Annotated in this window: 22 protein-coding genes, 1 tRNA gene and 1 riboswitch; of the genes, 16 read left to right on the top strand and 7 right to left on the bottom strand. The window is 44.0% G+C overall.

Annotated elements, in window-relative coordinates; genetic code table 11:
* The first annotated feature begins 475 nt into the window (after positions 1-475).
* A complete protein-coding gene (gene adhE, locus ACLD71_RS12690) occupies positions 476-3148 on the top strand; it encodes a bifunctional acetaldehyde-CoA/alcohol dehydrogenase (protein ID WP_137672660.1) in 2673 nt (890 codons plus the stop codon).
* A gap of 124 nt (positions 3149-3272) precedes the next feature.
* Positions 3273-3995: a DUF3108 domain-containing protein gene (locus tag ACLD71_RS12685; protein WP_137672659.1), complete on the top strand. Its 723-nt coding sequence runs from the start codon at positions 3273-3275 to the stop codon at positions 3993-3995.
* A gap of 37 nt (positions 3996-4032) precedes the next feature.
* On the opposite strand, the gene ACLD71_RS12680 is transcribed toward ACLD71_RS12685, so the two are convergent.
* Complete coding sequence (locus ACLD71_RS12680) at positions 4033-4983, bottom strand: LysR substrate-binding domain-containing protein (protein ID WP_411990926.1); 951 nt, start codon at positions 4981-4983, stop codon at positions 4033-4035.
* A 94-nt stretch (positions 4984-5077) separates the two neighbouring features.
* Here ACLD71_RS12680 and ACLD71_RS12675 point away from each other — a divergent pair, with 94 nt between their 5' ends.
* The 7 genes from ACLD71_RS12675 to ACLD71_RS12645 all read left to right on the top strand — a co-directional run bounded on the left by ACLD71_RS12675 (position 5078) and on the right by ACLD71_RS12645 (position 10329).
* On the top strand, positions 5078-5296 hold the full coding sequence (locus tag ACLD71_RS12675) for a DUF1127 domain-containing protein (RefSeq protein ID WP_137672657.1): 219 nt from the start codon (positions 5078-5080) through the stop codon (positions 5294-5296).
* Positions 5297-5520: 224 nt separating this feature from the next.
* Complete coding sequence (locus tag ACLD71_RS12670) at positions 5521-6189, top strand: PilZ domain-containing protein (protein ID WP_137672656.1); 669 nt, start codon at positions 5521-5523, stop codon at positions 6187-6189.
* A complete protein-coding gene (locus ACLD71_RS12665) occupies positions 6186-7019 on the top strand; it encodes an SDR family oxidoreductase (protein ID WP_411990925.1) in 834 nt (277 codons plus the stop codon). The genes ACLD71_RS12670 and ACLD71_RS12665 overlap by 4 nt, the downstream gene beginning before the upstream one ends.
* A gap of 63 nt (positions 7020-7082) precedes the next feature.
* Positions 7083-7958 (top strand): TraB/GumN family protein, encoded by an 876-nt coding sequence (locus tag ACLD71_RS12660; protein ID WP_411990924.1) that lies wholly within the window; start codon positions 7083-7085, stop codon positions 7956-7958.
* 68 nt (positions 7959-8026) lie between these two features.
* Positions 8027-8170, top strand: a complete 144-nt coding sequence (locus ACLD71_RS12655) for a DUF3149 domain-containing protein (protein WP_137672653.1) — start codon at positions 8027-8029, stop codon at positions 8168-8170.
* Positions 8171-8242: 72 nt separating this feature from the next.
* The gene (smrA, locus tag ACLD71_RS12650) at positions 8243-8818 is read left to right on the top strand and encodes a DNA endonuclease SmrA (RefSeq protein ID WP_411990923.1); all 576 of its coding nucleotides are present in this window, start codon (positions 8243-8245) and stop codon (positions 8816-8818) included.
* A gap of 23 nt (positions 8819-8841) precedes the next feature.
* Positions 8842-10329, top strand: coding sequence for a carboxypeptidase M32 (locus ACLD71_RS12645; protein ID WP_411990922.1), 1488 nt, complete (start codon positions 8842-8844; stop codon positions 10327-10329).
* Positions 10330-10641: 312 nt separating this feature from the next.
* On the opposite strand, the gene ACLD71_RS12640 is transcribed toward ACLD71_RS12645, so the two are convergent.
* Entirely contained in the window at positions 10642-10962 is a 321-nt protein-coding gene (locus ACLD71_RS12640; RefSeq protein WP_137672650.1) for a hypothetical protein, read from the bottom strand.
* Positions 10963-11220: 258 nt separating this feature from the next.
* On the opposite strand from ACLD71_RS12640, the gene ACLD71_RS12635 reads away from it, so the two are divergent.
* Positions 11221-12324: a ketoacyl-ACP synthase III gene (locus ACLD71_RS12635; protein ID WP_411990921.1), complete on the top strand. Its 1104-nt coding sequence runs from the start codon at positions 11221-11223 to the stop codon at positions 12322-12324.
* Positions 12325-12394: 70 nt separating this feature from the next.
* Here ACLD71_RS12635 and ACLD71_RS12630 read toward each other — a convergent pair whose 3' ends face one another.
* From ACLD71_RS12630 to cobT, 4 genes are read right to left on the bottom strand one after another with little or no spacing between them, the layout of a single operon-like run.
* Positions 12395-12835 carry a lysozyme inhibitor LprI family protein gene (locus ACLD71_RS12630; RefSeq protein WP_411990920.1) on the bottom strand — a complete coding sequence of 147 codons (441 nt, stop codon included), beginning with the start codon at positions 12833-12835 and terminating at the stop codon, positions 12395-12397.
* Positions 12816-13397 (bottom strand): histidine phosphatase family protein, encoded by a 582-nt coding sequence (locus ACLD71_RS12625; protein ID WP_411990919.1) that lies wholly within the window; start codon positions 13395-13397, stop codon positions 12816-12818. Before ACLD71_RS12625 ends, ACLD71_RS12630 begins: the two co-directional genes overlap by 20 nt.
* Complete coding sequence (locus ACLD71_RS12620; protein WP_411990918.1) at positions 13394-14197, bottom strand: adenosylcobinamide-GDP ribazoletransferase; 804 nt, start codon at positions 14195-14197, stop codon at positions 13394-13396. The genes ACLD71_RS12625 and ACLD71_RS12620 overlap by 4 nt, the downstream gene beginning before the upstream one ends.
* A complete protein-coding gene (gene cobT, locus ACLD71_RS12615) occupies positions 14184-15224 on the bottom strand; it encodes a nicotinate-nucleotide--dimethylbenzimidazole phosphoribosyltransferase (RefSeq protein WP_411990917.1) in 1041 nt (346 codons plus the stop codon). Before cobT ends, ACLD71_RS12620 begins: the two co-directional genes overlap by 14 nt.
* A gap of 140 nt (positions 15225-15364) precedes the next feature.
* Between cobT and ACLD71_RS12610 the strand changes: the two genes are divergently transcribed.
* From ACLD71_RS12610 to purU, 3 genes are read left to right on the top strand one after another with little or no spacing between them, the layout of a single operon-like run.
* On the top strand, positions 15365-16837 hold the full coding sequence (locus ACLD71_RS12610) for a DUF3369 domain-containing protein (protein ID WP_411990916.1): 1473 nt from the start codon (positions 15365-15367) through the stop codon (positions 16835-16837).
* Positions 16838-16889: 52 nt separating this feature from the next.
* A complete protein-coding gene (locus tag ACLD71_RS12605; protein ID WP_411990915.1) occupies positions 16890-17402 on the top strand; it encodes a YchJ family protein in 513 nt (170 codons plus the stop codon).
* Positions 17403-17430: 28 nt separating this feature from the next.
* Complete coding sequence (gene purU / locus ACLD71_RS12600; RefSeq protein ID WP_411990914.1) at positions 17431-18267, top strand: formyltetrahydrofolate deformylase; 837 nt, start codon at positions 17431-17433, stop codon at positions 18265-18267.
* Between the two features lie 11 nt (positions 18268-18278).
* On the opposite strand, the gene ACLD71_RS12595 is transcribed toward purU, so the two are convergent.
* Positions 18279-18809 (bottom strand): VC2046/SO_2500 family protein, encoded by a 531-nt coding sequence (locus tag ACLD71_RS12595; protein WP_411990913.1) that lies wholly within the window; start codon positions 18807-18809, stop codon positions 18279-18281.
* 165 nt (positions 18810-18974) lie between these two features.
* Here ACLD71_RS12595 and ACLD71_RS12590 point away from each other — a divergent pair.
* From ACLD71_RS12590 to ACLD71_RS12580, 3 genes are all read left to right on the top strand, one after another.
* Positions 18975-19058 (top strand) — tRNA-Tyr (locus ACLD71_RS12590).
* A gap of 292 nt (positions 19059-19350) precedes the next feature.
* Positions 19351-19435: riboswitch (cyclic di-GMP riboswitch) on the bottom strand.
* Between the two features lie 170 nt (positions 19436-19605).
* Positions 19606-21258, top strand: coding sequence for a response regulator (locus ACLD71_RS12585; protein WP_411990912.1), 1653 nt, complete (start codon positions 19606-19608; stop codon positions 21256-21258).
* Positions 21259-21410: 152 nt separating this feature from the next.
* Positions 21411-22391 carry an ion channel gene (locus tag ACLD71_RS12580; protein ID WP_137672639.1) on the top strand — a complete coding sequence of 327 codons (981 nt, stop codon included), beginning with the start codon at positions 21411-21413 and terminating at the stop codon, positions 22389-22391.
* Positions 22392-22433 lie beyond the last annotated feature (42 nt).

Here is a 22433-nt window from a genome sequence, read left to right as displayed (position 1 = left end):
ATTCTAATAAAAAGCTCATACACGCCAGATGCTACACTCGAATAACAAAAACGACAAATAATAAGTTACCTTTTACAGCCCATTCATCCCTATTATTCTCGCAAATAAATAGTTTTTTATTGTTAAAGCACTAAGTTAAGCTAACCTCTAACAATTATTGTTAATGATCAGTAAAAATCACCTTTACTTAGAATTACCACCCTTTTGTATTACAAAAGAATATGGTTAAAATTACAATAAATGTTCAAAAATTACACCAATCGCTAAATATCGCTGTAATTATTTAGTGATTTTTTTACATTTGTAACTTAGCAACACATGATCTGGATCAAGTGGTACCACTAAAGGGCTATTATAATCGCTGGTGAAAGTTAATTACTAAACCACTAAAGCGACATAACGGTCTACGATTTTCAGATTCGAATTAGACAGTATCGGTTTACTAATTAGTTTTAGTTTAAATGAGGAGAACAGGATGCCTGTAGGTAATATTGATGAGTTAAACGCAATGGTTGCTCGAGTAAAGGCAGCGCAAGCTGAATTTGCATCTTTTGACCAAGAACAAGTGGACAAGATTTTCCGCGCTGCGTCACTCGCTGCTTCTACAGCACGTATTGAACTAGCTCGTATGGCGGCTGAAGAGTCTGGCATGGGCATTATGGAAGACAAAGTGATCAAGAACCACTTCGCTTCTGAGTTCATCTACAACAAATATAAAGACGAACCAACTTGTGGCGTTATCGACCGCAACGACGAAGGCGGCACAATTACTATCGCTGAGCCAGTGGGTATTGTGTGTGCAATCGTACCAACGACTAACCCAACGTCTACAGCCATTTTCAAAGCTTTAATCAGCTTGAAAACGCGTAACGGTTGTATCTTCTCTCCGCACCCACGTGCTAAAAACTCAACTAACTTCGCTGCTAAGCTCGTGTTAGATGCAGCAATTGAAGCCGGTGCCCCAAAAGATATCATCGGTTGGATTGATACTCCTTCTGTTGAATTGTCAAACGCATTAATGAAGCACGATGACATCTCTCTTATCCTTGCAACTGGTGGCCCAGGCATGGTTAAAGCTGCTTACTCTTCAGGTAAGCCAGCAATTGGTGTTGGCGCGGGTAACACACCTGTTGTTATCGACGAAACTGCTGACGTTAAGCGTGCTGTTTCTTCTATCTTAATGTCTAAGACTTTTGATAACGGCGTAATCTGTGCTTCTGAGCAAGCGGCTATCATCGTTGAATCTAAGTACGACGAAGTTATGGCGCGTTTCGCTAAATACGGCGCAGCTGTGCTTAACAAGGCTGACGCAGATAAAGTACGTAAAGTACTGCTTATCAATGGCGCGCTTAACGCTAAAATCGTTGGCCAACCAGCATACAAAATTGCTGAGCTAGCGGGCGTAACAGTACCGAAAGCAACCAAAATCTTAATCGGTGAAGGCTTAGAAGCGTCTTACGATGATGAGTTTGCTCATGAGAAACTATCTCCAACGCTAGGTGTGTTCAAAGCGAAAGACTTTGAAGATGCTGTTCGCCAAGCGGGTATCGTATTAGACATCGGTGGTGTTGGTCACACATCTGTACTTTACACCGACCAAGATGCAAACGCTGATCGTATTGCTTACTTCGGTGACAAAATGAAGACTGCACGTATTCTTGTGAATACACCTTCTTCACACGGTGGTATTGGTGACCTTTACAACTTCGAATTAGCGCCTTCATTAACGCTAGGTTGTGGTTCTTGGGGTGGTAACGCGATTTCTGAAAACGTGGGTCCAAAACACTTAATCAACAAGAAAATTGTAGCGAAGCGAGCTGAGAATATGTTGTGGCATAAACTTCCTAAATCTATCTACTTCCGTCGTGGTTCATTACCCATCGCTATGGACGATCTAGATGGCAAGAAACGCGCACTTATCGTGACTGACCGTTTCTTATTCAACAATGGTTACATCGACGACCTTCGCTCTATCCTTAAAGAGAAAGGCATGGAAGTTGAAGTATTCCACGAAGTTGAAGCTGACCCTACATTAACAGTAGTAAAAGCCGGCGCTGCAGCATGTCATAGCTACCAGCCTGACGTTATTCTAGCTGTTGGTGGTGGTTCACCAATGGACGCTGCAAAAATCATGTGGGTAATGTACGAGCACCCAGAAACTGATTTCGAAGACCTATCAATGCGCTTTATGGATATCCGTAAACGTATTTACAAGTTCCCTAAAATGGGTTCTAAAGCAGAACTAGTATGTATTACTACTACTTCTGGTACGGGTTCTGAAGTAACACCGTTCGCCGTTGTAACTGACGATTCAACTGGTCAAAAATACCCATTAGCTGATTACGAACTAACGCCTAACATGGCAGTAGTTGACGCTAACTTAGTAATGGATATGCCTAAGTCTTTATGTGCCTTTGGTGGTTACGATGCGATTACTCACGCTATGGAAGCTTACGTTTCTGTACTAGCCAACGAGTACTCTGACGGACATGCACTACAAGCACTTAAGTTACTGAAAGAATACCTACCTAGCTCTTACGCTAACGGTAAAACAGACCCAGTTGCTCGTGAGAAAGTTCACAATGCTGCAACTATCGCTGGTATGTCTTTTGCGAATGCCTTCTTGGGTGTGTGTCACTCAATGGCGCACAAACTAGGTGCTGAGTTCCACGTACCACACGGTTTAGCAAATGCGTTGTTGATTTCGAACACCATTCGTTACAATGCAACTAACAACCCAACTAAACAAACTGCATTCTCGCAGTACGATCGCCCTAAAGCGCGTGCTCGTTATGCTGAAGTTGCGGCACACTTAGGCTTCACTGCAGGTAACACTGAAGACAAGATTAACGCATTGTTAACATGGTTAGATGAAATGAAAGTGGCGCTTGATATTCCACTATCAATTCAAGCAGCTGGTGTGAACGAAGCTGACTTCTTAGCGAAAGTTGATGAGCTAGCGGTTGACGCGTTTGATGACCAATGTACTGGTGCAAACCCACGTTACCCATTAATCAGCGAATTGAAGCAAGTACTACTTGATTCATACTACGGTCGTCCATACACCGAAGCAGCAGACAGTGCTGAAGCTGAGTCTCAAAAAGCTAAAAAACCAGCGGCTAAGAAAGCAACTAAAGCGAAAGCTTAATTGCTAACTAAGTCCTGAACTATAAGGCTCCGTTTACGGGGCCTTTTTTTTACTTTAAAATTCGCCTTACGCTTTGTCATATCGGGCAGCTATACTCATTTAAAGATATTCTGGGGTTATTGTTATGTCACTTTCAAAAGCTATTGCTCTATCGGCTTTGTTAATTAGCACCGCCAGCCTAGCCGAGGTTTTGCCCTTTGAGGCTGAATATAGCGCGAACTTTAAAGGCATCCCTATTGCAAAAGGCTATCGTCAACTTATCGATTTAGGTAACGATACCTATCAAATTAAAAGCATTGGCACTGCCCTCGCTGGCGGTTTAAAGTACGACGATACCTCGCGTTTTACCTATCATGAACAAGACGTACAAACTTTAGGTTTTGTGCTGAAGCAAAGCGGTCTTTTTTCTACTACCCAGGTCACAGGGCATCCCGATAGAAAGGGTGGATTAATTGTAGATGTTGATGGCGAGCGCCATCATTTTGAAGCGCCAGAAGATGTACACCAGTTAATGGATGCGGCGGGCTTTTCAGTACAACTACAGAATGACTTAAAGAAAGGCCTAACCGATTTAGACTATCACTACAACGTGATTGACGAGGTAGATAACTACCGCTTTACCGTGGTGGCGGAAGAAACCGTTGAAACTAACTTGGGCACTTTTCAAGCCTTAAAAGTTGAACAAAAGAAACGAGAAGGCCGCAGCACTTGGCTATGGCTAGCGCCAGAGTTAGATTACCATCTGGTTAAAGCTGAGATTATTCGTAACGGTAAAAGCTGGGCAACCCTTGAGGCCACTCGACTTGATATTCAAGGTTTAGACGATCAACAAATCGTTAAGAACTAAATCAGAAAAACTAAATCGAAAGAACTAAAGCCTACCGTTAATACTTCATCACCTGCGTGTTCACTATTTTACTTTGAACACGCTGCTGCTCTGCTTCTGCCCAAAACTGATGCGCTTGCAACTGAATCCAGTCGCTAAACTGCTTTATTTTGTCACGATTAAAATAGGGTTTAGGTGCAACCAAGTAATAGCTGTAACGCGGCTTCACTTCTACCTTTCCTAGCTTTACTAACACACCTTGCTGAATATATTTCCATGCCAAGCTATGTCTTACTAAGGCTATTCCTTGCACCGCTAACGCCCCCTCAATAACCACATGAGCGCCCTGGTAACGTAAATTAGCCTTAGCTGTACTTGATTCATAACCAGCCACTTGCAGCCAATGTTGCCAGTTCATATCTGGCCTCGCATCATCTATCACGGTGTGTTCGCTTAAGTTATCGAGCGATTCAATGGGGTGCTGCTTTAAATACAAGGGATGACATACTGGATAAAGATGATCATCCATCAATTTAACCGAATGCAATCCTTCGTAATCACCCAAGCCATAACGTACACATAAGTCCACGCGATCCTGGCGAAAATCAATCAAGCTGTTTTTGGGCATAAGCATTACCGACAAATCTGGATGCTGCTGGCTAAACTCACCAAGCCGTGGCACCAGCCAATGCTGAGCGAACGATGGCAATACCGATAACGATAAGCTGAGTGGATCTGGGTCTTGGCTAATTTGTCGTACCCCATCCTGCAGGCTACGAAAAGCCTGTTTGGCATAGTGATGCAAGGTAACACCTTCCGGCGTTAGCACTACCTTACGATGTTGCCGCTCAAACAACTGTACCTCAACTCTCTCTTCTAACTGGCGAATTTGCTGGCTCATGGCTGCGGCACTAACAAACAGTTTCTCGGCAGCTTGTTTAAAACTGCCCGTCTCTGCCGCCAGATAAAAATAGTACAAGCCCTGCAAGGGTGGCAAACGCTCACTCACTTAAGTTTTCCTTAACCGAAAGTCAATTTTAGTCGTTTGTCAGCTTACCCCAATTTAGCGTACTTTTTAACCATCAACACAAAAGGAGTTCATCATGAGTTACTTAAATCAGGCCAACCGTCACGTTCAACACAGTGTTTATGATGTAATTAAATTAAGCATTACACGCTTGCCAAACTACATTAGCCGCTTACTGTTACGCAGAAAAAGCCGCAAAGAGCTAGCGTCACTTCCAGACTACTTACTTAAAGACATTGGGGTAAGCAGAGCCGAAGCGATGCACGAAGCGGAAAAACCATTTTGGAAATACTAAGTCTACGCAAACAAAGGTATTTATCATAAGGGCTTTATAATTCGTTGATGTTAATGTGTTTTATTTAAAGCCCTAAACTAATTGAGTTTTTACAAAATAAAATCTGCTCTGAGATATATTTTTACAAGATGTTTTTTTTGATTGTTTTCCGCTAGAATCATCGAAATTAAGCCACGCCGCCCGCCTCTAGTGGCAGCAATAAATGGATTTAGCGTTTCTTCTTTATGGATCAAGTACAATTTCACAAAGTACCGCCTAATTGCGGGATTAACCTAAGCATTACCACTCGTTTCAAAAAGGCCGCTGACTTTAAGGGCCATTGGATTGGTGTTGATCAAACCAGCTATATTATTTGTCGCCTCAATGGCGGGGACGCAAACTCAGGTATTAACATTATTAGTGAAGGCTGCGAAGTCAACGCGCGTTTTCATTGGGACGGCAAACTTATTGCCTTCCGCTCTGAAATTGTCACGCTAATTAATGAACCTGCCCGTTGGATGATTTTACAATATCCGCAAAATGTTATGTCTATGCCACTGCGTAAATACGACCGTTACGAGTGTTACCAACCCGCTACCTTACACTTAGACTCTAAACACGTATTACGCGGTGTACTAAAAGACATCTCCTCACGCGGTTGTAAGTTTGTACCTAGCGCGGCTAACAAATTTAATATCAATGTGCTTAAAGATAAGAACCTTCAGTTACAAACTCGCTTTCCTAAACGAGATGACCCGATAATTCTTACCTGCCAAATAAAAAACACTCCGAACGAGCGTAATGAATTTGCACTCGGCTGCCAGTTTGTTCAAGATTACGAGATTGTAAATGAACAAATTGATAGGCAATTAGTTGATAAAGCCTATGAGAAGAAAATACAGGGTATTGCTTGAGCCAAACCTCCCGTTCCATTTTAATTACTGGTTGTAGTTCAGGCATTGGTCTGTATTGCGCCCAGCAACTTCATTCGCGCGGTTATAAGGTTATTGCTTCCTGCCGAAAGGCTGATGATGTTCTGCGTCTCCAGCAAGCTGGCCTTCACTGCGTGCAGCTAGATTTGGCCAGTGATACTTCTATAGAGTCAGCTTGGCAACAAGCCTTAAACCTTAGCAATGGCCAGCTCGACGCAGTGTTTAACAACGGCGCTTATGGCCAGCCAGGGGCATTAGAAGATTTACCTACCCAGGCCTTACGTGAGCAGTTTCAAACCAATCTTTTTGGCTGGCACCACCTAAGCCGTTTGGCCATAGCACACATGCTCAAACAGCAACATGGTCGTATCATACAAAACAGCTCGGTATTAGGCTTGGTGGCCATGAAGTACCGTGGAGCTTACAACGCCAGTAAATTTGCCCTAGAAGGTTATACCGATACGCTGCGTTTGGAACTATCTGACACGCCGCTGCACTTATCACTTATCGAACCCGGTCCTATTACTAGCCAGTTTAGACAAAATGCCAAACGCGCTTTTGAGCAACATATCGATGCTAACAATACTCGCCACCAGCAAGCTTACCAGCAAACGCTTGAGCGATTAGCGCAAGAAGGGCCAAGTAGCCAATTCACCTTGCCCGCTAGCGCCGTTTACAAAGCGCTATTGCACGCATTAGAAGCCAACAAGCCTAAAGCGCGTTATTACGTCACCTTCCCTACTCATTTGTTTGCTTGGTTACGGCGCATTCTGCCGGTTGCCATACTGGACGCAATTCTTAAAAAAAGCTAAAGCTACTGGCACCTTAAACCACTCATGTTAAAGTAGTTTTCTCTTTGTATGAGTGGATTAACCATGAAACCTTGGATCAGCCGTTTAGGCTCTTTATTACTTATATTTTCTAGCAGCCAAATTGCTGCAGAGCCTTCGCTTTGGTTAGCAACTAAAGGCCATCAACAGCTGTATCTATTTGGATCGATTCATCTTGGTACCGAAGATTTTTATCCACTACCTGCGCCATTTACTGAGGCTTACCAACAAAGCCAGCGCTTAGCAATTGAAACTAACGTGAGCAACATTAGCAGCCAAGACCAACAAGTGCTTAGTGCTGCTAGCCAACTGCCTGCCGGCAAAAGTCTCAGAGACTATATCAGCCCTCAATACATGACGCTTTTAGCCGAGCGCAGCCAAGAATTGGGTTTTTCTTCGCACATTTTCGATAATATGCAGCCCTGGTATGTAGCGGTGGTACTTAGCCAGCTGCAAATGCAAACTTTAGGTTATCAGCCAGAGCTTGGTCTAGATTTGCACTTTATTAAGCAAGCAGCACATAGTAATACTCCTGTATATGAGCTTGAAACTTTTGCCGATCAAATAGAAGCATTAAGTAGCCTAAGTAGCATTCAAGTTCCGCTACTGGAGCAAACCCTTGATGACTTTGACCAAGTGCCTGATTTATTCAAGCAATTAGTCAGCCATTGGAATAACGGCGAGAATAACAAGCTACTGAACTTACTCAACGACGACCCAATGTTTCAACAAGGGGCTGAACAGGTACTTGAAAAACTTCTTTATCAGCGAAATCGCAACTGGATGAAACAACTTACTCAGCTTGAAAATACCAGTTTCGTGGTAGTGGGTGCCATGCATTTATACGGTGAGCAAGGGCTATTAGAGAACCTAAAAAAGCTGGGTTACGCAATCCGTGAAGTCGATCCTTTAACAAATTGACCCACATCAATTTGACATTTCATTGACTAAATTAAGCTAACTTTACTTACTTGAAAGGAGAGTTAGCAATGGAACTTTGGCTAGATTTACTGTTCGGTAACAGCATTGGATTAATGTCTGTCACTGTAATTGCCACTACAATTGCATTGATGGGTTTTTATACTTATTACTTCTTGAAAAAAATTCGTCAAAGCGAACCTCCACAAAATTAAGCAAACGCAGCGGTTGCACCGCTGCCCGCTCTGTTTTATAAAGAAGGGACTTCGTTGTTCAGGGGTTCTTTTATGTCTAATGAATTTGATCTTTTCCAGCAAGAAGTTGCTGGCGTAAAACCGTTAAAACAAGATGCGGTACTCTGTGGTTCTGATAGCCTCAATGATGCAGCCAAGCAAGCGCGTCAACAAGCCGCCGAGCATCATCACGCCACTTCTCAAGATTATTTATCCCTCGAGCATGTCACCCTGCTTCATCCTGACGACTTAGTGTCATTCAAAAAGTCAGGCCTACAACAAGGTGTGTTTAAAAAGCTACGCTTGGGCAAATATGAGATTCAAGCCAAACTCGATTTACATAAGTTTAGGCTAGAACAAGCTCGCAACGAGGTGGTGAGCTTTATTAAGCAGTGCCAAGAGCTCAATATTCGTAGCGCCCTTATCATTCCTGGTAAAGGCCACAACAGTGAACCACCCGCTTTACTTAAAAGTTACGTAAGCCAATGGTTACCACAAATTGATGCGGTATTAGCCATTCATAGTGCCCAAACCATGCACGGTGGCACAGGCGCTATTTACGTTTTATTGAAAAAAAGCGAGTCACAAAAACTCGATAACCGTGAGCGTCACGCTCGCCGCCTAGCGTAAACTAGGTTACTCAAGGAATTACTATGTCTAAGCAAAGCGCTTACCAAGCACTCAGCCAACATTTTCAGCACCTTTCTAAGCTGTCACATTTAAGTGCTATATGCGGCTGGGATCAAGCTACCATGATGCCAGATGGCGGCAATCAAGCGCGTGCAGAAGCCCTCGCCGAACTAGCTGTGCTAATTCATGAAAAAGCCACTCGCCCTGAAATGCAAGATTGGCTAGGCCAGGCTGCACAAGAAAACCTTAACCCTATTCAACAAGCTTCATTACGAGAAATGGAACGCAGTTGGTGCAACAATACTGCACTGCCTGCAGACTTAGTAAAAGCAAAGTCTTTAGCCACTGCCCATTGTGAGCACGCTTGGCGAGACCAACGTGGCGCCAACGACTGGAAATCTTTTCAGGTAAACCTGCAAGCCGTTATGCAACTGGCGATAGAAGAAGCACAGATACGTGCCGAACAAACAGGTTTGAATCCTTATGATGCTATGCTGGATTTATACGAACCAGGCATGCAAATGCAACGTTTAGACACGGTATTTGGCGAGATCCAAACTTGGTTACCGCAACTAATTCAACAAGTGGTTGATAAGCAATCTACTTGGCCAGCACTACAGCTAAATTGGCCTTTTCCTAGCGAGCAACAAAAGCAACTTGGTTTGGCCGTAATGGAAAAACTGCAATTCGATTTTAAGCGCGGCCGATTAGATGTAAGCGCTCACCCCTTCTGTGGCGGCGTACCTAGCGATGTTCGTATCACCACCCGTTACGAAGAAGAAGACTTTACCCGTTCATTAATGGGTGTAGTACATGAAACAGGACATGCCCGTTACGAGCAAAACCTACCGCTAGATTACCTAGACTTGCCCCTTGGCCAAGCCCGCTCTATGGGTATTCATGAAAGCCAGAGCCTATTTTTTGAAATGCAGCTAGGGCGCAGCCAACCATTTGTAGAGCAGTTGCTTCCCTTGGTTAATCAGCATTTATGCCAACAACAACCCATGCAATTAGAAGAACTTAAACGCCACTACTTAAGCGTTAAGCCCGGTTACATTCGCGTCGACGCTGATGAGCTCACCTACCCTGCTCATGTTATGTTGCGTTACGAATTAGAGCGAGACTTAATTAATCAGAAAATTAGTGTGGCGGATATCCCACAGCTGTGGGACCAAAAGATGCAGCAATATTTAGGCTTATCCACCAAGGGGAACTTTAAAGATGGTTGCATGCAAGATGTACATTGGCCTGCTGGCTTAATCGGCTACTTCCCCTCCTACTCACTTGGGGCAATGTATGCGGCGCAGTTTCATGCTGCTCTGGTAAAAGCAAAACCAGATACTCCACAAGCGATTGCCGCTGGAGATTACAGTGGAGCCTTTGCTTGGCTTCAACAACATATTTGGTCGCAAGCCAGTATTTATGAAACCGATGAGTTGGTACGCCGCGCCACTGGCGAAACATTGAATAGCCAGTATTTTGAACAACATCTTCGTACAAGGTACTTATAGAAGAGGCTAATAGGCAATTGCTACCCTAGTAGCAGTTGCCATTCCCACCCTAAGCTTGTTGCGAATCCCACTGTTGATGATTAAATGGCTCATTAAACGATTGATTCAAGCAACCATCAGATCTTCTCAGTAATCCATAAACTAAATTACTCACTTTGGCACCAGCTTTAGCTAAGAGTGAAGCTAGGTTACTGTCGCTAAGACTTGCACAACTCCAGAATATTGAATTAAAAGCTTCGGGGGCACGTTACTTTGACTCTCTGATAAAACAATTGGACGCTATACAACTAGCGCCCTAGTCCTTGGGTTAATCTACGCTTCGTTCGCGTCTAGTAACAACCAATCTTGAGGATTCAATGGGGAAGGAGCGTCCACTTCGGAGATACTGGAAAACGACCAAATAAACATGGTTCGGAAAAAACTATCAAGATCGTCCACTTCGCCATTTACCGCCACCTGTTTAGTAGGAGGCAAATTGCCAATCACATCACCACCAAAGGCCAATAAGCTTAAAGAGTCTGCGTAGAAATCAACGGTTAGCACAAAAAAACGCGTATTATCATTAAAACAAGTAGTTTTATCATCTTGCGCACCAGGCGGAGACAGGGTGGAATGTATATTGTGAATAGTCATAATAGACCTCATTTACGTTAGTCAGAGAAAAATAAAGCATCCCTGTCACACAAATATGCCTACACTTCTGTAGGTCTAGTCCATCAATTTCGGACAATTATCGCACAAAAAGCCCTACAAAACGACAGTTTTGACTAGAATTTCAAACTAAGCCTCAAAACTAGCAGTTCGAGACTAAATTTTGCTCTCGTTTGGTTATTTGCCGAGCATCAGGCATAATCCTTTGCACTATAAATTAGCTAGGATTTTAAGCTCGCTATGCACAATGCTGAAATAACCGGTTGGGGCAAATGTATGCCTCCAGCACGACTCACTAACCACGACTTAAGTACATTTCTCGACACATCGGATGAGTGGATTAGTAGCCGCACAGGGATTAAAGAGCGCTGTGTTTCGCATGTTGATATTGCTGAATTGGCAGCAACAGCAGGCTTACAAGCTTTGGCAGCCGCCGGCCTAACAGCAGATCAGCTAGACGCGATTATTTTGTGTACCTGCACCCCTGGCACCTCGGTACCGAGCAGCGCCAGCCGTGTTCAACAAATTTTAAAAGCTGACCAGGCTGCAGTATTTGATATGAACGCTGCCTGTAGTGGCTTTGTTTATGGTATGCAAACGGCGTCTGCACTTATTCAAACCGGAGCAATGAAGCGCATTTTGTTAATTGGTGCTGAGCGCCTGACTCAACTTCTCGATTGGACCAAACGCGATACCGCCGTATTATTTGGCGATGGCGCAGGAGCGGTTATTTTAGAAGCTAATGACGACGCAGAAAAAGTGGGGTTCTTAGCGGCCAAATTAGGTTGTGACAGCGAAAAGCGTGAGATTTTGTTTATCTCTGATTTCGGAACAAACCGTAAGCGTTTTTCTGGTGTAGACACCTTATACAACTTTCAGTTTGAGGGACCAGAAATCTTCAAGCGCGCAGTAAAAGGTATGGGCGAAGCGGCGACTAATGTGCTGGCGCAAGCCAATATAGCCAATAACGAAGTTAACTTTATTGTGCCTCACCAAGCTAACTTACGTATTATTGATGCGCTGGCTAAACGTATTGATGCTCCGTACGACAACATTATGGTGAACATTGAAAAATACGGTAATACCTCTGCTGCTACCGTACCAGTTGCGCTTTGTGAAGCCTTAGAAGAAGGTCGAATCAAACCCGGTGATAACGTATTGCTTGCAGCCTTTGGTGCGGGTTTAACCTGGGGAGCGGCGGCTATTCGCTGGGGTAAGCGGGTTACGCCAATAAATCAATCAGACGCCAGCTTAAGCCCTTGCGACAAAACTGCCTTAGAGATCCTCGCTCCCGCGATTAAAGGTTGCCAAGAAGCTCGAAAAGCAGAAGCAGACGCTAAATAGAGAGTAAATAATAATACTGAATACAGCTAGGTCATCGGTCTTAGCTGTATTTTTTAGCCATCAATCAGAATTACCACTGATGTAAACGGCTTAACCAGTGCTGAGTTAGCTCTATCTCACAACTCAAATACTGGCTGGCTGAGCCACTTCCTCCCGCCATCATTAAGCCCTCCCAGTGACACAATGCTTGACGAAATTCGCCAAACTCTGACTTGGCACTTTCTAACGCAAGCACCAAGCCTTTAGCACCTTCACTAATAGACTCCAAATCCACCGCTTGTTGATTCAAAACCACTAAACGCTGTCTGACTTGGTGATCCAGCCGAGCCAAGCTGTTTTCCAAGCATTTGTTTACTTTTGGCTTGGTGTCTCGCTGCCAGCACTTGCCAATAATATTCACTTTGGGTGAACCCGCCTCAGCGCCGCCCAGAGTTTGTTCTTGAGCAAACGCACTCGGCATAGAAAAGCTCAGCGCTACCGCTGTAAAAAAACTAACGATTGGTGTATTCAAGCGTAACTCCTTGAGAATGGATCTTAAGGCTAGTGAGTGAGCCCATGTTAAGGGGAAGCGTCATAGACTGCTCGATAGCTAAGTTTTGTACCTCTCCCACAATGGTGCGGATAACACCCGCATGGCAGATGCAAACTATGGTCTTTTCTTGCTCTGGAAGCGCGCACAGTTGCAGCCATTCATTCAATACTCGCGTTCGAAACTCGGTCACCGTTTCGCCCGTTTTTCCTAAGCGAAAAGAGCTTAAATTATCGGCCCAAGCTTGTAATTCTGCGGCTGGAATAGTATCCCAGCTTTGCCCTTCCCAAAGGCCAAAGTTTATCTCTTTGAGCCAAGTTTGGTATTCTACTACTTTCGCTAACCCCAAAGCGTCAGCTAACTGTGAGCAACGCTGTAGTGGGCTGCAAATAACCTTGTCGATAGATAATGCAGCAAGCTGAGCGCTGAGTTTAGTTACCGCCAGTGTTAAGCCTGTCGATTCGGCTAAGACATCTAACTGGCCGTAACAATGATTTGGCGCAATCAGTGGAGCGCTGTGGCGTATCAATAATACTCGGGTCACACCAATACACCGGTATTTAACCCAGCCACCAAGGCAATATAAATCATCACTTCTGCGAGCTGCTGCTGAGCCCCTAAACCGTCGCCAGTATAACCACCAAGCTTTAACTTAAGGTATCTGGCCCAAAGCACTGTAACGACCAAACTACTTATCAGAGCAAGTGCCAAAACATGGGTACTGATTAAGATTGCCGGAACAGCTACCCAACATAATGCAAGCACAAGTTCTTTACGCCCAATAGACTGCGCGACTGCTTTAGCTTTGCTTGGCTCAGATGGTTCGCGCACATAATCTAAGCGCCATATCAGTAACACCGCGCTAAAGCGGCTTAAACTATGAGCAAGCCAGATAACCAATAACAGATTCATCATCGACATTTGCTGGCTAAGGCTTAATAAGGCGGAAAACTTTAACGCCAACATGCAACACAAACCCAGCACACCATAAGTGCCTAAGCGGGAGTCTTTCATAATGGTGAGTATTTGTTCGGTTTGGTACCCCCCACCAAAGCCATCGCAGCAATCTGCAAAACCATCTTCATGAAATGCGCCAGTCGCCCAGCAACTGGCGACCATCGACAACAACACCGCTAATGGCGCACCCAGTACCGGGATCAAGCCAATCATTACCGCTGCGCTAAGCCAGGCGACTAACCAGCCTACAAAAGGAAAATAAGCCACACACTGGCTTAAACTGGTCGCATTGTAAGTGACACTGTTAGGCACCGGTACTCGGCTAAAAAAACTTAAGGCGTTCAACAGCAGGTTGAGCTCATGCTTAAGCAGCTTAGCTATGCTCACGGCTAACTCCGGCGGAATCAAATGAAGCCATTTCCTTTAAAAAATTAACTGCCGAACACACTAACGGATAGGCCAACGCCGCCCCACTGCCCTCGCCCAAACGTAAAGACAAATCTAACAAAGCCTTGACGCCTAATGCTTTTAATAAACGCTGATGTGCTTGCTCGGCACTTTGATGGCAAAACACCATGTATTGTTTTACTAAAGGATTGATTTGGCTGGCTACTAAAGCCGCTGATGAACAAATAAATCCATCCACTAAAATAACCATTCGGCGATGAGCAGCTTCTAACATTGCGCCCACCATAGCCGCAATTTCTAAACCACCTACTTTAGCCAGCCACTGCTGAGCACTATAGTCACCTTGGTGGTGCTTTAGAGCTTGCTCTAACACTGTTACTTTATGCTGTAAGCCTTGGTCATCTAATCCAGTCCCACGGCCTACGCACTCTGCAACATCAAGCTGTAAACACCCCGCCATTAACGCTGCCGCACTAGCCGTGTTGGCAATGCCCATTTCACCAAAAGCTAGTAAGTTAGAGCCTTCTCGTGCGGCTTGCGCTACCCGCTCCGCGCCCACTTCAATGGCTTGTATGCATTGTGCTTGGCTCATTGCATCACTCGCTAAAAAACTTTGGGTACTTGGCGCTACCTTGCAACACTCAATCCCTTCTTCTGACAATAATTCAGCCACGCCAACATCTACAATTTCGAAATCGAGGCTGTGTTGGCGGCAAAACACATTAACTGCAGCGCCACCGTTTACAAAATTTTGCACCATTTGCGCCGTAACAGCCTGTGGGTAGGCGCTCACCCCTTCACTCGCTATCCCATGATCAGCAGCAAACACAATCATTTTAGGCTTACGAATCTCAGGCTCTAGGGTAGATTGAATCTGGCCAATCTGACAGGCCAAGTCTTCAAGTTGCCCTAGGGAACCTTGCGGCTTGGTTTTAAGATCAATCTTGTTTTTCAGGGCTTCAGCCAATCCAGAGTCCAAGGCTTCAATGACAAATTTATTATGCAAAATCAATTTCCTAGCAGGTATGCGCAATCCTTTTAGCTTAGCGTGTTTAATATCGGGTTTTAAGAAAAATATCCATGAAGACTCTAGGAATTTTCTATACTGATGATAAAAGTCTTAATCTATTTGTGGGGAGCGTCGCGATGGATGATAGTGCAGAGCTATTTTTGTTTGATGAAGAAGACGAAGCCGCCAATGACTCAATAGAGCTTACGCCTTGGAAGGTGCTCATTGTTGATGATGACAGCGAGATGCACACGGTAACCAAGCTGGTGCTTAATAATTTTTCTTACCAAGAGCGCAAACTGACCTTTATTGATGCCTACAACGCCGCCGAAGCTTACGAACTACTCAGCAACCATGCCGACGTAGCAATCGCCTTAGTAGACGTAGTGATGGAAAGTGATGACGCTGGTTTACTGTTGATTGATGATATTCGTCAGCGTTTAAATAATCACGAAATCCGTCTTATTTTACGGACTGGCCAACCCGGTTTAGCGCCTATTAGAGATGTTATTCGTCGATATGATGTCAGTGATTACAAGAATAAAACCGAGCTTAGTGATGTAAACTTAGACACTTTAATGTGTGCGTCTTTGAGGGCTTATCAAGAAATCACTGAACTGCATTTGCAACGCAACAACCTGCGTGCGGTGATAAACTCTTCTAGTCACTTAGCCAATTGTGAAAATGAACAAAAGCTGGCCACCAGTGCCTTTGAAGAGCTATCAAGTTTACTTAGCAAACAACTTAATAATGTCTCTATTAGTGGAATGGCGATTAGCGTTTATCGCTCAAAACTATGTGTTTTACATAGCCAAGGTAAGTTGGACTATTTAAAAGAAATTCACAATCTACATGAGCTCCCCAATCGGATCCAAAACCTGATAAATCAAGTTCAACAAACTCAACAACATCAATACGCAGAAGGTAACGCGCTGTTTTACTTAGCGAATAGTGATAGCGAACCAATGATGTTTTATTTAGAAGGTTGGACAGAGCAAGACCAGCCGCAATTCGAACCCTTAAGCTTTTATATTCAAAGTACCTCGGTACGATTAGAGAACCGTCAATTGCAAAAGCAATTGGCTCACGGTCAACTACAGCTAGTAGAAATGATCTACCAAAGTATTCAAAGCGAACGCCCTAAAACAGATTTACAGCGCACTATTGAAAGCAACTGTGAGCAGTTAGCGCCCGCGTTAAAGCTAAACCCTCAAGAGTGCCTTTGCCTGCGCCAAATTGCAGGCTTTTATGATTTAGCCAATGTGGGCCTGCCCGACGTGCTGCTCAGCTGTAATATGCTAAATAAAGATAGCTGGAATAGAATTTCTGAGCACTGCGGCTTACCTGAGTATCTTCAAGATCCCAGCGTACAAATGATAATAGACGCCGCCTTAATAGTGGCGAACCAATATCAAGAATATTGGGATGGTAGCGGCCAACCTTTGGGCCTAGCAGCCGAAGCTATCCACCCCTTCGCTCGAATCATTGCACTGGCGGTATTTTTGGCTGAGTACAGCAACAGTGAGCAACTACAGCAGCAGCTTGAGCAACGCGCAGGCCAACGCTTTGACCCGCAATTAGCAACATATGCGACTAATAACCTTATCTAAGCGCAAATATAGCTCATCAATGTGTAAACTCTAACCAATATTAAGCTGCCTTATGGGCAGCTTCTTGCTACACTTCGGCCTTGGTCAAATTTGGGGTCTTCCGGTGTTACTTTGCCCTTGCGGCAGCGGTAGTGATTTTCATCAGTGCTGCCAGCCTTTTATAAACGGTACTTCCAAGCCTGTTAGTTGCGAGCAATTAATGCGTTCGCGCTACACCGCCTTCACACTTGGAGATGCTAACTATCTATGGCAAACCCACCATCCTGATTTTCGTCAAGGTGATGCGCCTAGCGCCTTTAGCGAAGACGAAAAAAATCAATGGAAGAAGCTACAAATTCTCTTTAGCTGCCACCTTATTAATGGCCTAGCTGGCATAGTGGAATTTAAAGCCTATTACCAAGAGCATGATCAATTAAACATTTTGCACGAGCGTTCTAACTTTGTAAAAAGCCAAGACCGCTGGTTTTATACCGATGGCGAATTTGCGCCTAAGTCTTTGGCTCGCAATGCTAAATGCCCCTGTAATAGCGGCAAAAAGCTAAAGCAGTGCTGTAAGAAATCTTAACTTTAAAACTGAATAAATCGAAAAGACAATGGAAAGAAAAATCCTTTTAACCGAATGCCCAGATGCCAAAGGCTTAATTTCGAGCATTACCAACATCTGTGCTAAGCACCAACTTAATATCATTAAAAACAACGAGTTTGTTGATAATGCTGCCGGCCGTTTCTTTATGCGCACCGAGCTAGAGGGCTACTTTAACGACAAAACCCTGTTAGCCGATTTAGACGGCGCTTTACCTGCTGGTAGTATTCGCCGATTAGAAAGCGCAGGCCGTAAACGCATTGTGATCATGGTGACTAAAGAAGCCCATTGCTTGGGTGACTTGCTAATGAAAGCTGTATACGGAGATATGGACGTAGAGATTGCCGCCGTAGTTGGTAACTACGATAGCCTGCAAACCCTGACTGAAAAGTTCGATATTCCCTTCCATCACATTAGCCATGTAGATTTAAGCCGCGAAGAACATGAGCAACAAGTGATTGAAGTGGTTCAGCAATACCAGCCAGACTACGTAGTATTAGCTAAATACATGCGTATTCTTACGCCAGCCTTTGTAGAAGCGTTCAATAACAAAATTTTGAATATCCACCACTCATTCTTGCCAGCGTTTATTGGTGCTAAGCCCTATAAACAGGCTTACGACCGTGGTGTGAAAATTATTGGCGCTACTGCTCACTTCGTAAATAACGACTTAGATGAAGGGCCGATCGTTGAACAGCATGTTATTCATGTGGATCACTCATACAGCGCTGAAGAAATGGCTAGAGCGGGACGTGATGTTGAGAAAGCGGTATTAAGTAAAGCCCTGCAGCAAGTATTAGACGAGAAAGTTTTTGTCTACGGAAATCGTACCGTGGTATTTCGTTAATTAAGCATTTTTTAGTTAAAATACTGCACCTTAAGTGGCTTTGAGTAATCAAAGTCACTTAGTACCTTATACATATCCACGCCTTTCACTTCAGTATCTACTTCTTGCTGGTTAGGTTGCTTGGCTACTGAGTGCTTTATACGTGTGAGTAAGTCCACGTTATTGATGACTTCAACGGGCACGCCTTCAACGCTGTCATCAGCACTGGCTGCATAACCACCTAAAGCTTGCTCTAAGCGAATACTGCTGATATCCCCCGCTTGCGCTCTCTTGCTCCAATTGGCTTGCACAGCAAACTCATCGTCTTGTGCCAACAAGGGGCGTCGACTCGCTAATTGAAACTTATCTCGAAGGCTTTGTTGAATTTGCTCTCGATTTTGCTTTTGCATCGAAAACTGAGCTTGGTCACAAACGTTTTGGCTCAACATGCTTAGTAACAAATGAAAACGCGCTTGCTCACCATGAGCGGTACTTTGGTTAAGCGTATCGCCCAACTGCAGTTCGTCACATAAGCTGCTATTTCTAATTTGTTCAACTAACATATTGCCCCTCCGGTTCTATCTCTAGCTATCGGAAAAGCAAGCCAAAACTTTAGCCTATTCGCATCAAACGCGCAGATAATAAGCAAACAGTAGTCAGTCAGTAAAAATCTGCTTATTTTTACTTTACAGCCCACTTTGTTCTGGTAATATGCCGCTCCACAAGCAGGAGGGGTTCCCGAGTGGCCAAAGGGAACAGATTGTAAATCTGTCGCGAAAGCTTCGGTGGTTCGAATCCACCTCCCTCCACCATATTTGTTAAAGAAAGACACCTTAGGGTGTCTTTTTTTATGCCCGCAATAAATGCCAATCGTCACATCTTCGCTTGATCAAAACCAACAGACACAGAAAAACACAGCTCAAGTTAGATAAGAGCTATTGCAGGCGAGAATAAACTGAAATGAATGGGCGAAAGGAGAAGAGAAACAAATACGCCAAGCTAATTTTAGCTTGGCGTTCCAACCAAATACGGAAAGTAATAAACGGTAAATAGACTAACTTACTAAGTAGAAAGACATACATTGTGCAAATCTAACCACTCAACTAAGGCGGTCCAGCCATCTTAAGGATAAGCCTTAAGATCTGTAACTTTCCGACCTTGGATCACTCCAAGTTTGGCTTTGACTCAGCGTTGGTGAGACCAAAAGTCTCACCAACAGATTAATATTAAATCAATTCCGGCCAGTTTGGCAAGATCAAATAAACGATAGTATTACTCAACTAACTCTCTGCGCCCTTCTCTGCTTTAACCGAGATAAACTTATGCTAGGATAGCGAAAAGTGATCAGAAAACTCATAAATGGCAGCGCAATACAATTACAGCGGGAAGCAAATACTTATTGTTGATGACCAACGAGCGTTTCAGGTCATGCTTAAGGCTATGTTGCAAAATTTTGGCGCAAACGATGTTTTTTTTGCCAATACTGGTGAAGCAGCAGTAAGAGCCTGTCGTAAACGAAAATTTGACATTTTGTTGGTTGATTACAATTTAGGCACCGGCAAAAACGGTGGCCAATTACTTGAAGAGCTAAGAGTTAGCCAACTATTAGAAGTAGACGCTCTATTTTTTATCATTAGCGGTGATAACAACAAAAGCATGGTGCTAAGTGCATTAGAGATGGAACCCGATGAATTTATCACTAAACCCTTCTCGCAGTTTCAATTACATAATCGCTTAGCCAGAGCCCATGTTAAACGCCAAAGCCTGCGTGAAGTTTTCCAAGCATTAGCGAAGAAAGACTACAACAAAGTCATTGAGCTATGTGATCAACAGATTGAAGCAGAAAGTCGCTACACTAATTATTGCCGCAACATGCGAGTAGAAGCTCAAATTGCCTTAGGTGAATTTGAAGCCGCCAAAGTGGCTCTTGAAACCATACTTGAAGAACGCAAACAAACTTGGGCTAAGGCAACACTTGGCCGAGTGCACTTGTTACTTAAAGACAATAAAAGCGCAATTAGTACACTTAGCCGTTCGGTAACCGAAAGCCCGCTATTACTTACTGGTTACGACTGGTTAGCCCGCGCCTATCGCGCCGAAGGCGAAACCGACAAAGCATTGGAAACGGTGCTTAAAGCCTCAAAGCTGGCAGTAAACAGTATCGAACGCCAACAGTTGTTGGCCGAACTCGCCATGGAAGCAGGTGACCTTACCTTAGCTAAAGAAACCTTCTCTACCATTTTACAGTTAGCGCGACGCTCCATTCACCGTGGTCCACATCATCTATGTAATTACGTTCGTAGCCTGATTGATGAAGCCCAGAATGAAGATGACTTATACCGTAAAAACCGCCTGCTACAAGAAGTAAACTCGGTGCTATTTCACGCCCGCCGTGAAGAAGGTAAAGACGAAGACTTTAACTTTGACGCCTTTGAAGGCATTAGCCAAGCTCGTGTACATGCCACTAAAGGCGAAATGAACAAAGCCAAGCGCTTACTATTTGATAGTCACGAAGGCTTGTTAGAAGAGCCCAGTAAAGTAAGTGGCGAACTGTTACCCGATACCTTTCTAACGTTGAACTCAGTGGGTGAGTTTGAATATGCGATGCCCTTTGCTGAAGAGTTAGAAAAACGAGCTGATATAGACCCGATTTCACTCTCTTCGGCCCAAAAAGTACTGAGAGCTGAAGATTTTGAATTGAAACTAGGCCAGTTCCGCGAATACAATAAAATGGGTATCGAGGCTTATGAAGAGAGTCGCTACATTGAAGCCACTAACTTCTTTGACAAAGCGCTCCAAGTGGCCCCAGGCAACACTGGTGCCATTCTCAATAAGATCCAAGCGATACTTAAACAATTAAACCAATCACAAAAAGGCATTAGTGGCCAACTGCTCACCGACTGTAAAACCACAATTAAGCTTCTCGACGGCTTGAAACTCAACGATAACCACGCCGAACGTTACTCAACCCTGAAAAGTGAGTTTCAGCAACTAGGTAGCAAAAACAAATAACCATTGCGCGACAATAAGCACCGCCAAAGTCCTTAAACATGCTAGTGCTGCCACGCTCGCAAAATCCCGCTTTTGCAATACACTTATGATTAAGCAAGCTTAAAAACTAGCTAATAATCAGTTTGTTGGTAAGCGACAGGAATTTACAAGCAATGGCAAAATGCTCTGAATGTTTATATCAAGACAGCTCTGGTGCAAACTGTACAGAGCCAGCCCTAAGCAGTGGTTTGTGTTTCTGGCATGATCCAGACGAAGATAAAAGCGGTGACGAGATAAAAGAAAAGCTCGAAAGCTACGCGAAACGCGGCGGAATGCTGCGTGGTATCAGTTTAAAAAAAGCCAACCTAGCAGGCATCGATTTAGTCAATTACAACAATAAACAAGGCTACGACATGACCGGCGTAGACCTTTATCGTAGCAACCTAAGAGGTGCCCACCTATTCAACATTAACCTGCAACATGGCAGCTTAATGAAAGCCGACCTACGTGATGCTAACCTCAATCATGCCAACCTAACCAAAACCAACTTGCTGGGTGCAAAAATGGACTTGTGTAAATGCGATAGCCTTTGTGTGGGAGAAAAAGTGCTGCAAGAACAGCTTGGCAGCGCAGCAGAGAAGCAGCAAGACAAAGATGCAATGGCAGACTACTACCAGCAGGCCGAAGAAGTTTACCGCTGTTTACGCAAAACCGCTGAATCTGAAGGCTTGTTTACCACCGCAGGGATATTTCTAAAAAAAGAACTCACCATGCGCCGCTATCAAATGCCCAAATACTCTTATAAGCGCGCCATCTCAAAACTGGTGGATTTAGTGTGTGGTTATGGCGAACAACCAATGAGGGTTGTACTTACCTCCCTACTAATTATTTTAAGTTGTGCAGTAGTCTACTTTTTTACCGGGATTCATTTTAACGGCAATGTCGTATCTTTAGACTTAAGCCAAAGCGTTGGACACAATATTGTCGCGTTTTTTGAGTGTCTGTATTACAGCGTGGTCACCTTTACCACCCTTGGTTACGGCGACTTTACCCCAGTAGGTTTTTCACGTATTTTTGCCGCAATTGAGGCCTTTAGCGGAAGTTTTATTATTGCGCTTTTTGTAGTGGTATTTGTAAAAAAAATGACCCGCTAACCACCCTAGAAAAAACCACCACAAATCAATCTACAAAAATGA

This window comes from Agarivorans sp. DSG3-1 (genome assembly GCF_046774965.1).
GTDB lineage: Bacteria > Pseudomonadota > Gammaproteobacteria > Enterobacterales > Celerinatantimonadaceae > Agarivorans.
The sequence above is the reverse complement of the archived record's forward strand: the minus strand, read 5'-3'. Positions and strand labels throughout refer to the sequence as shown.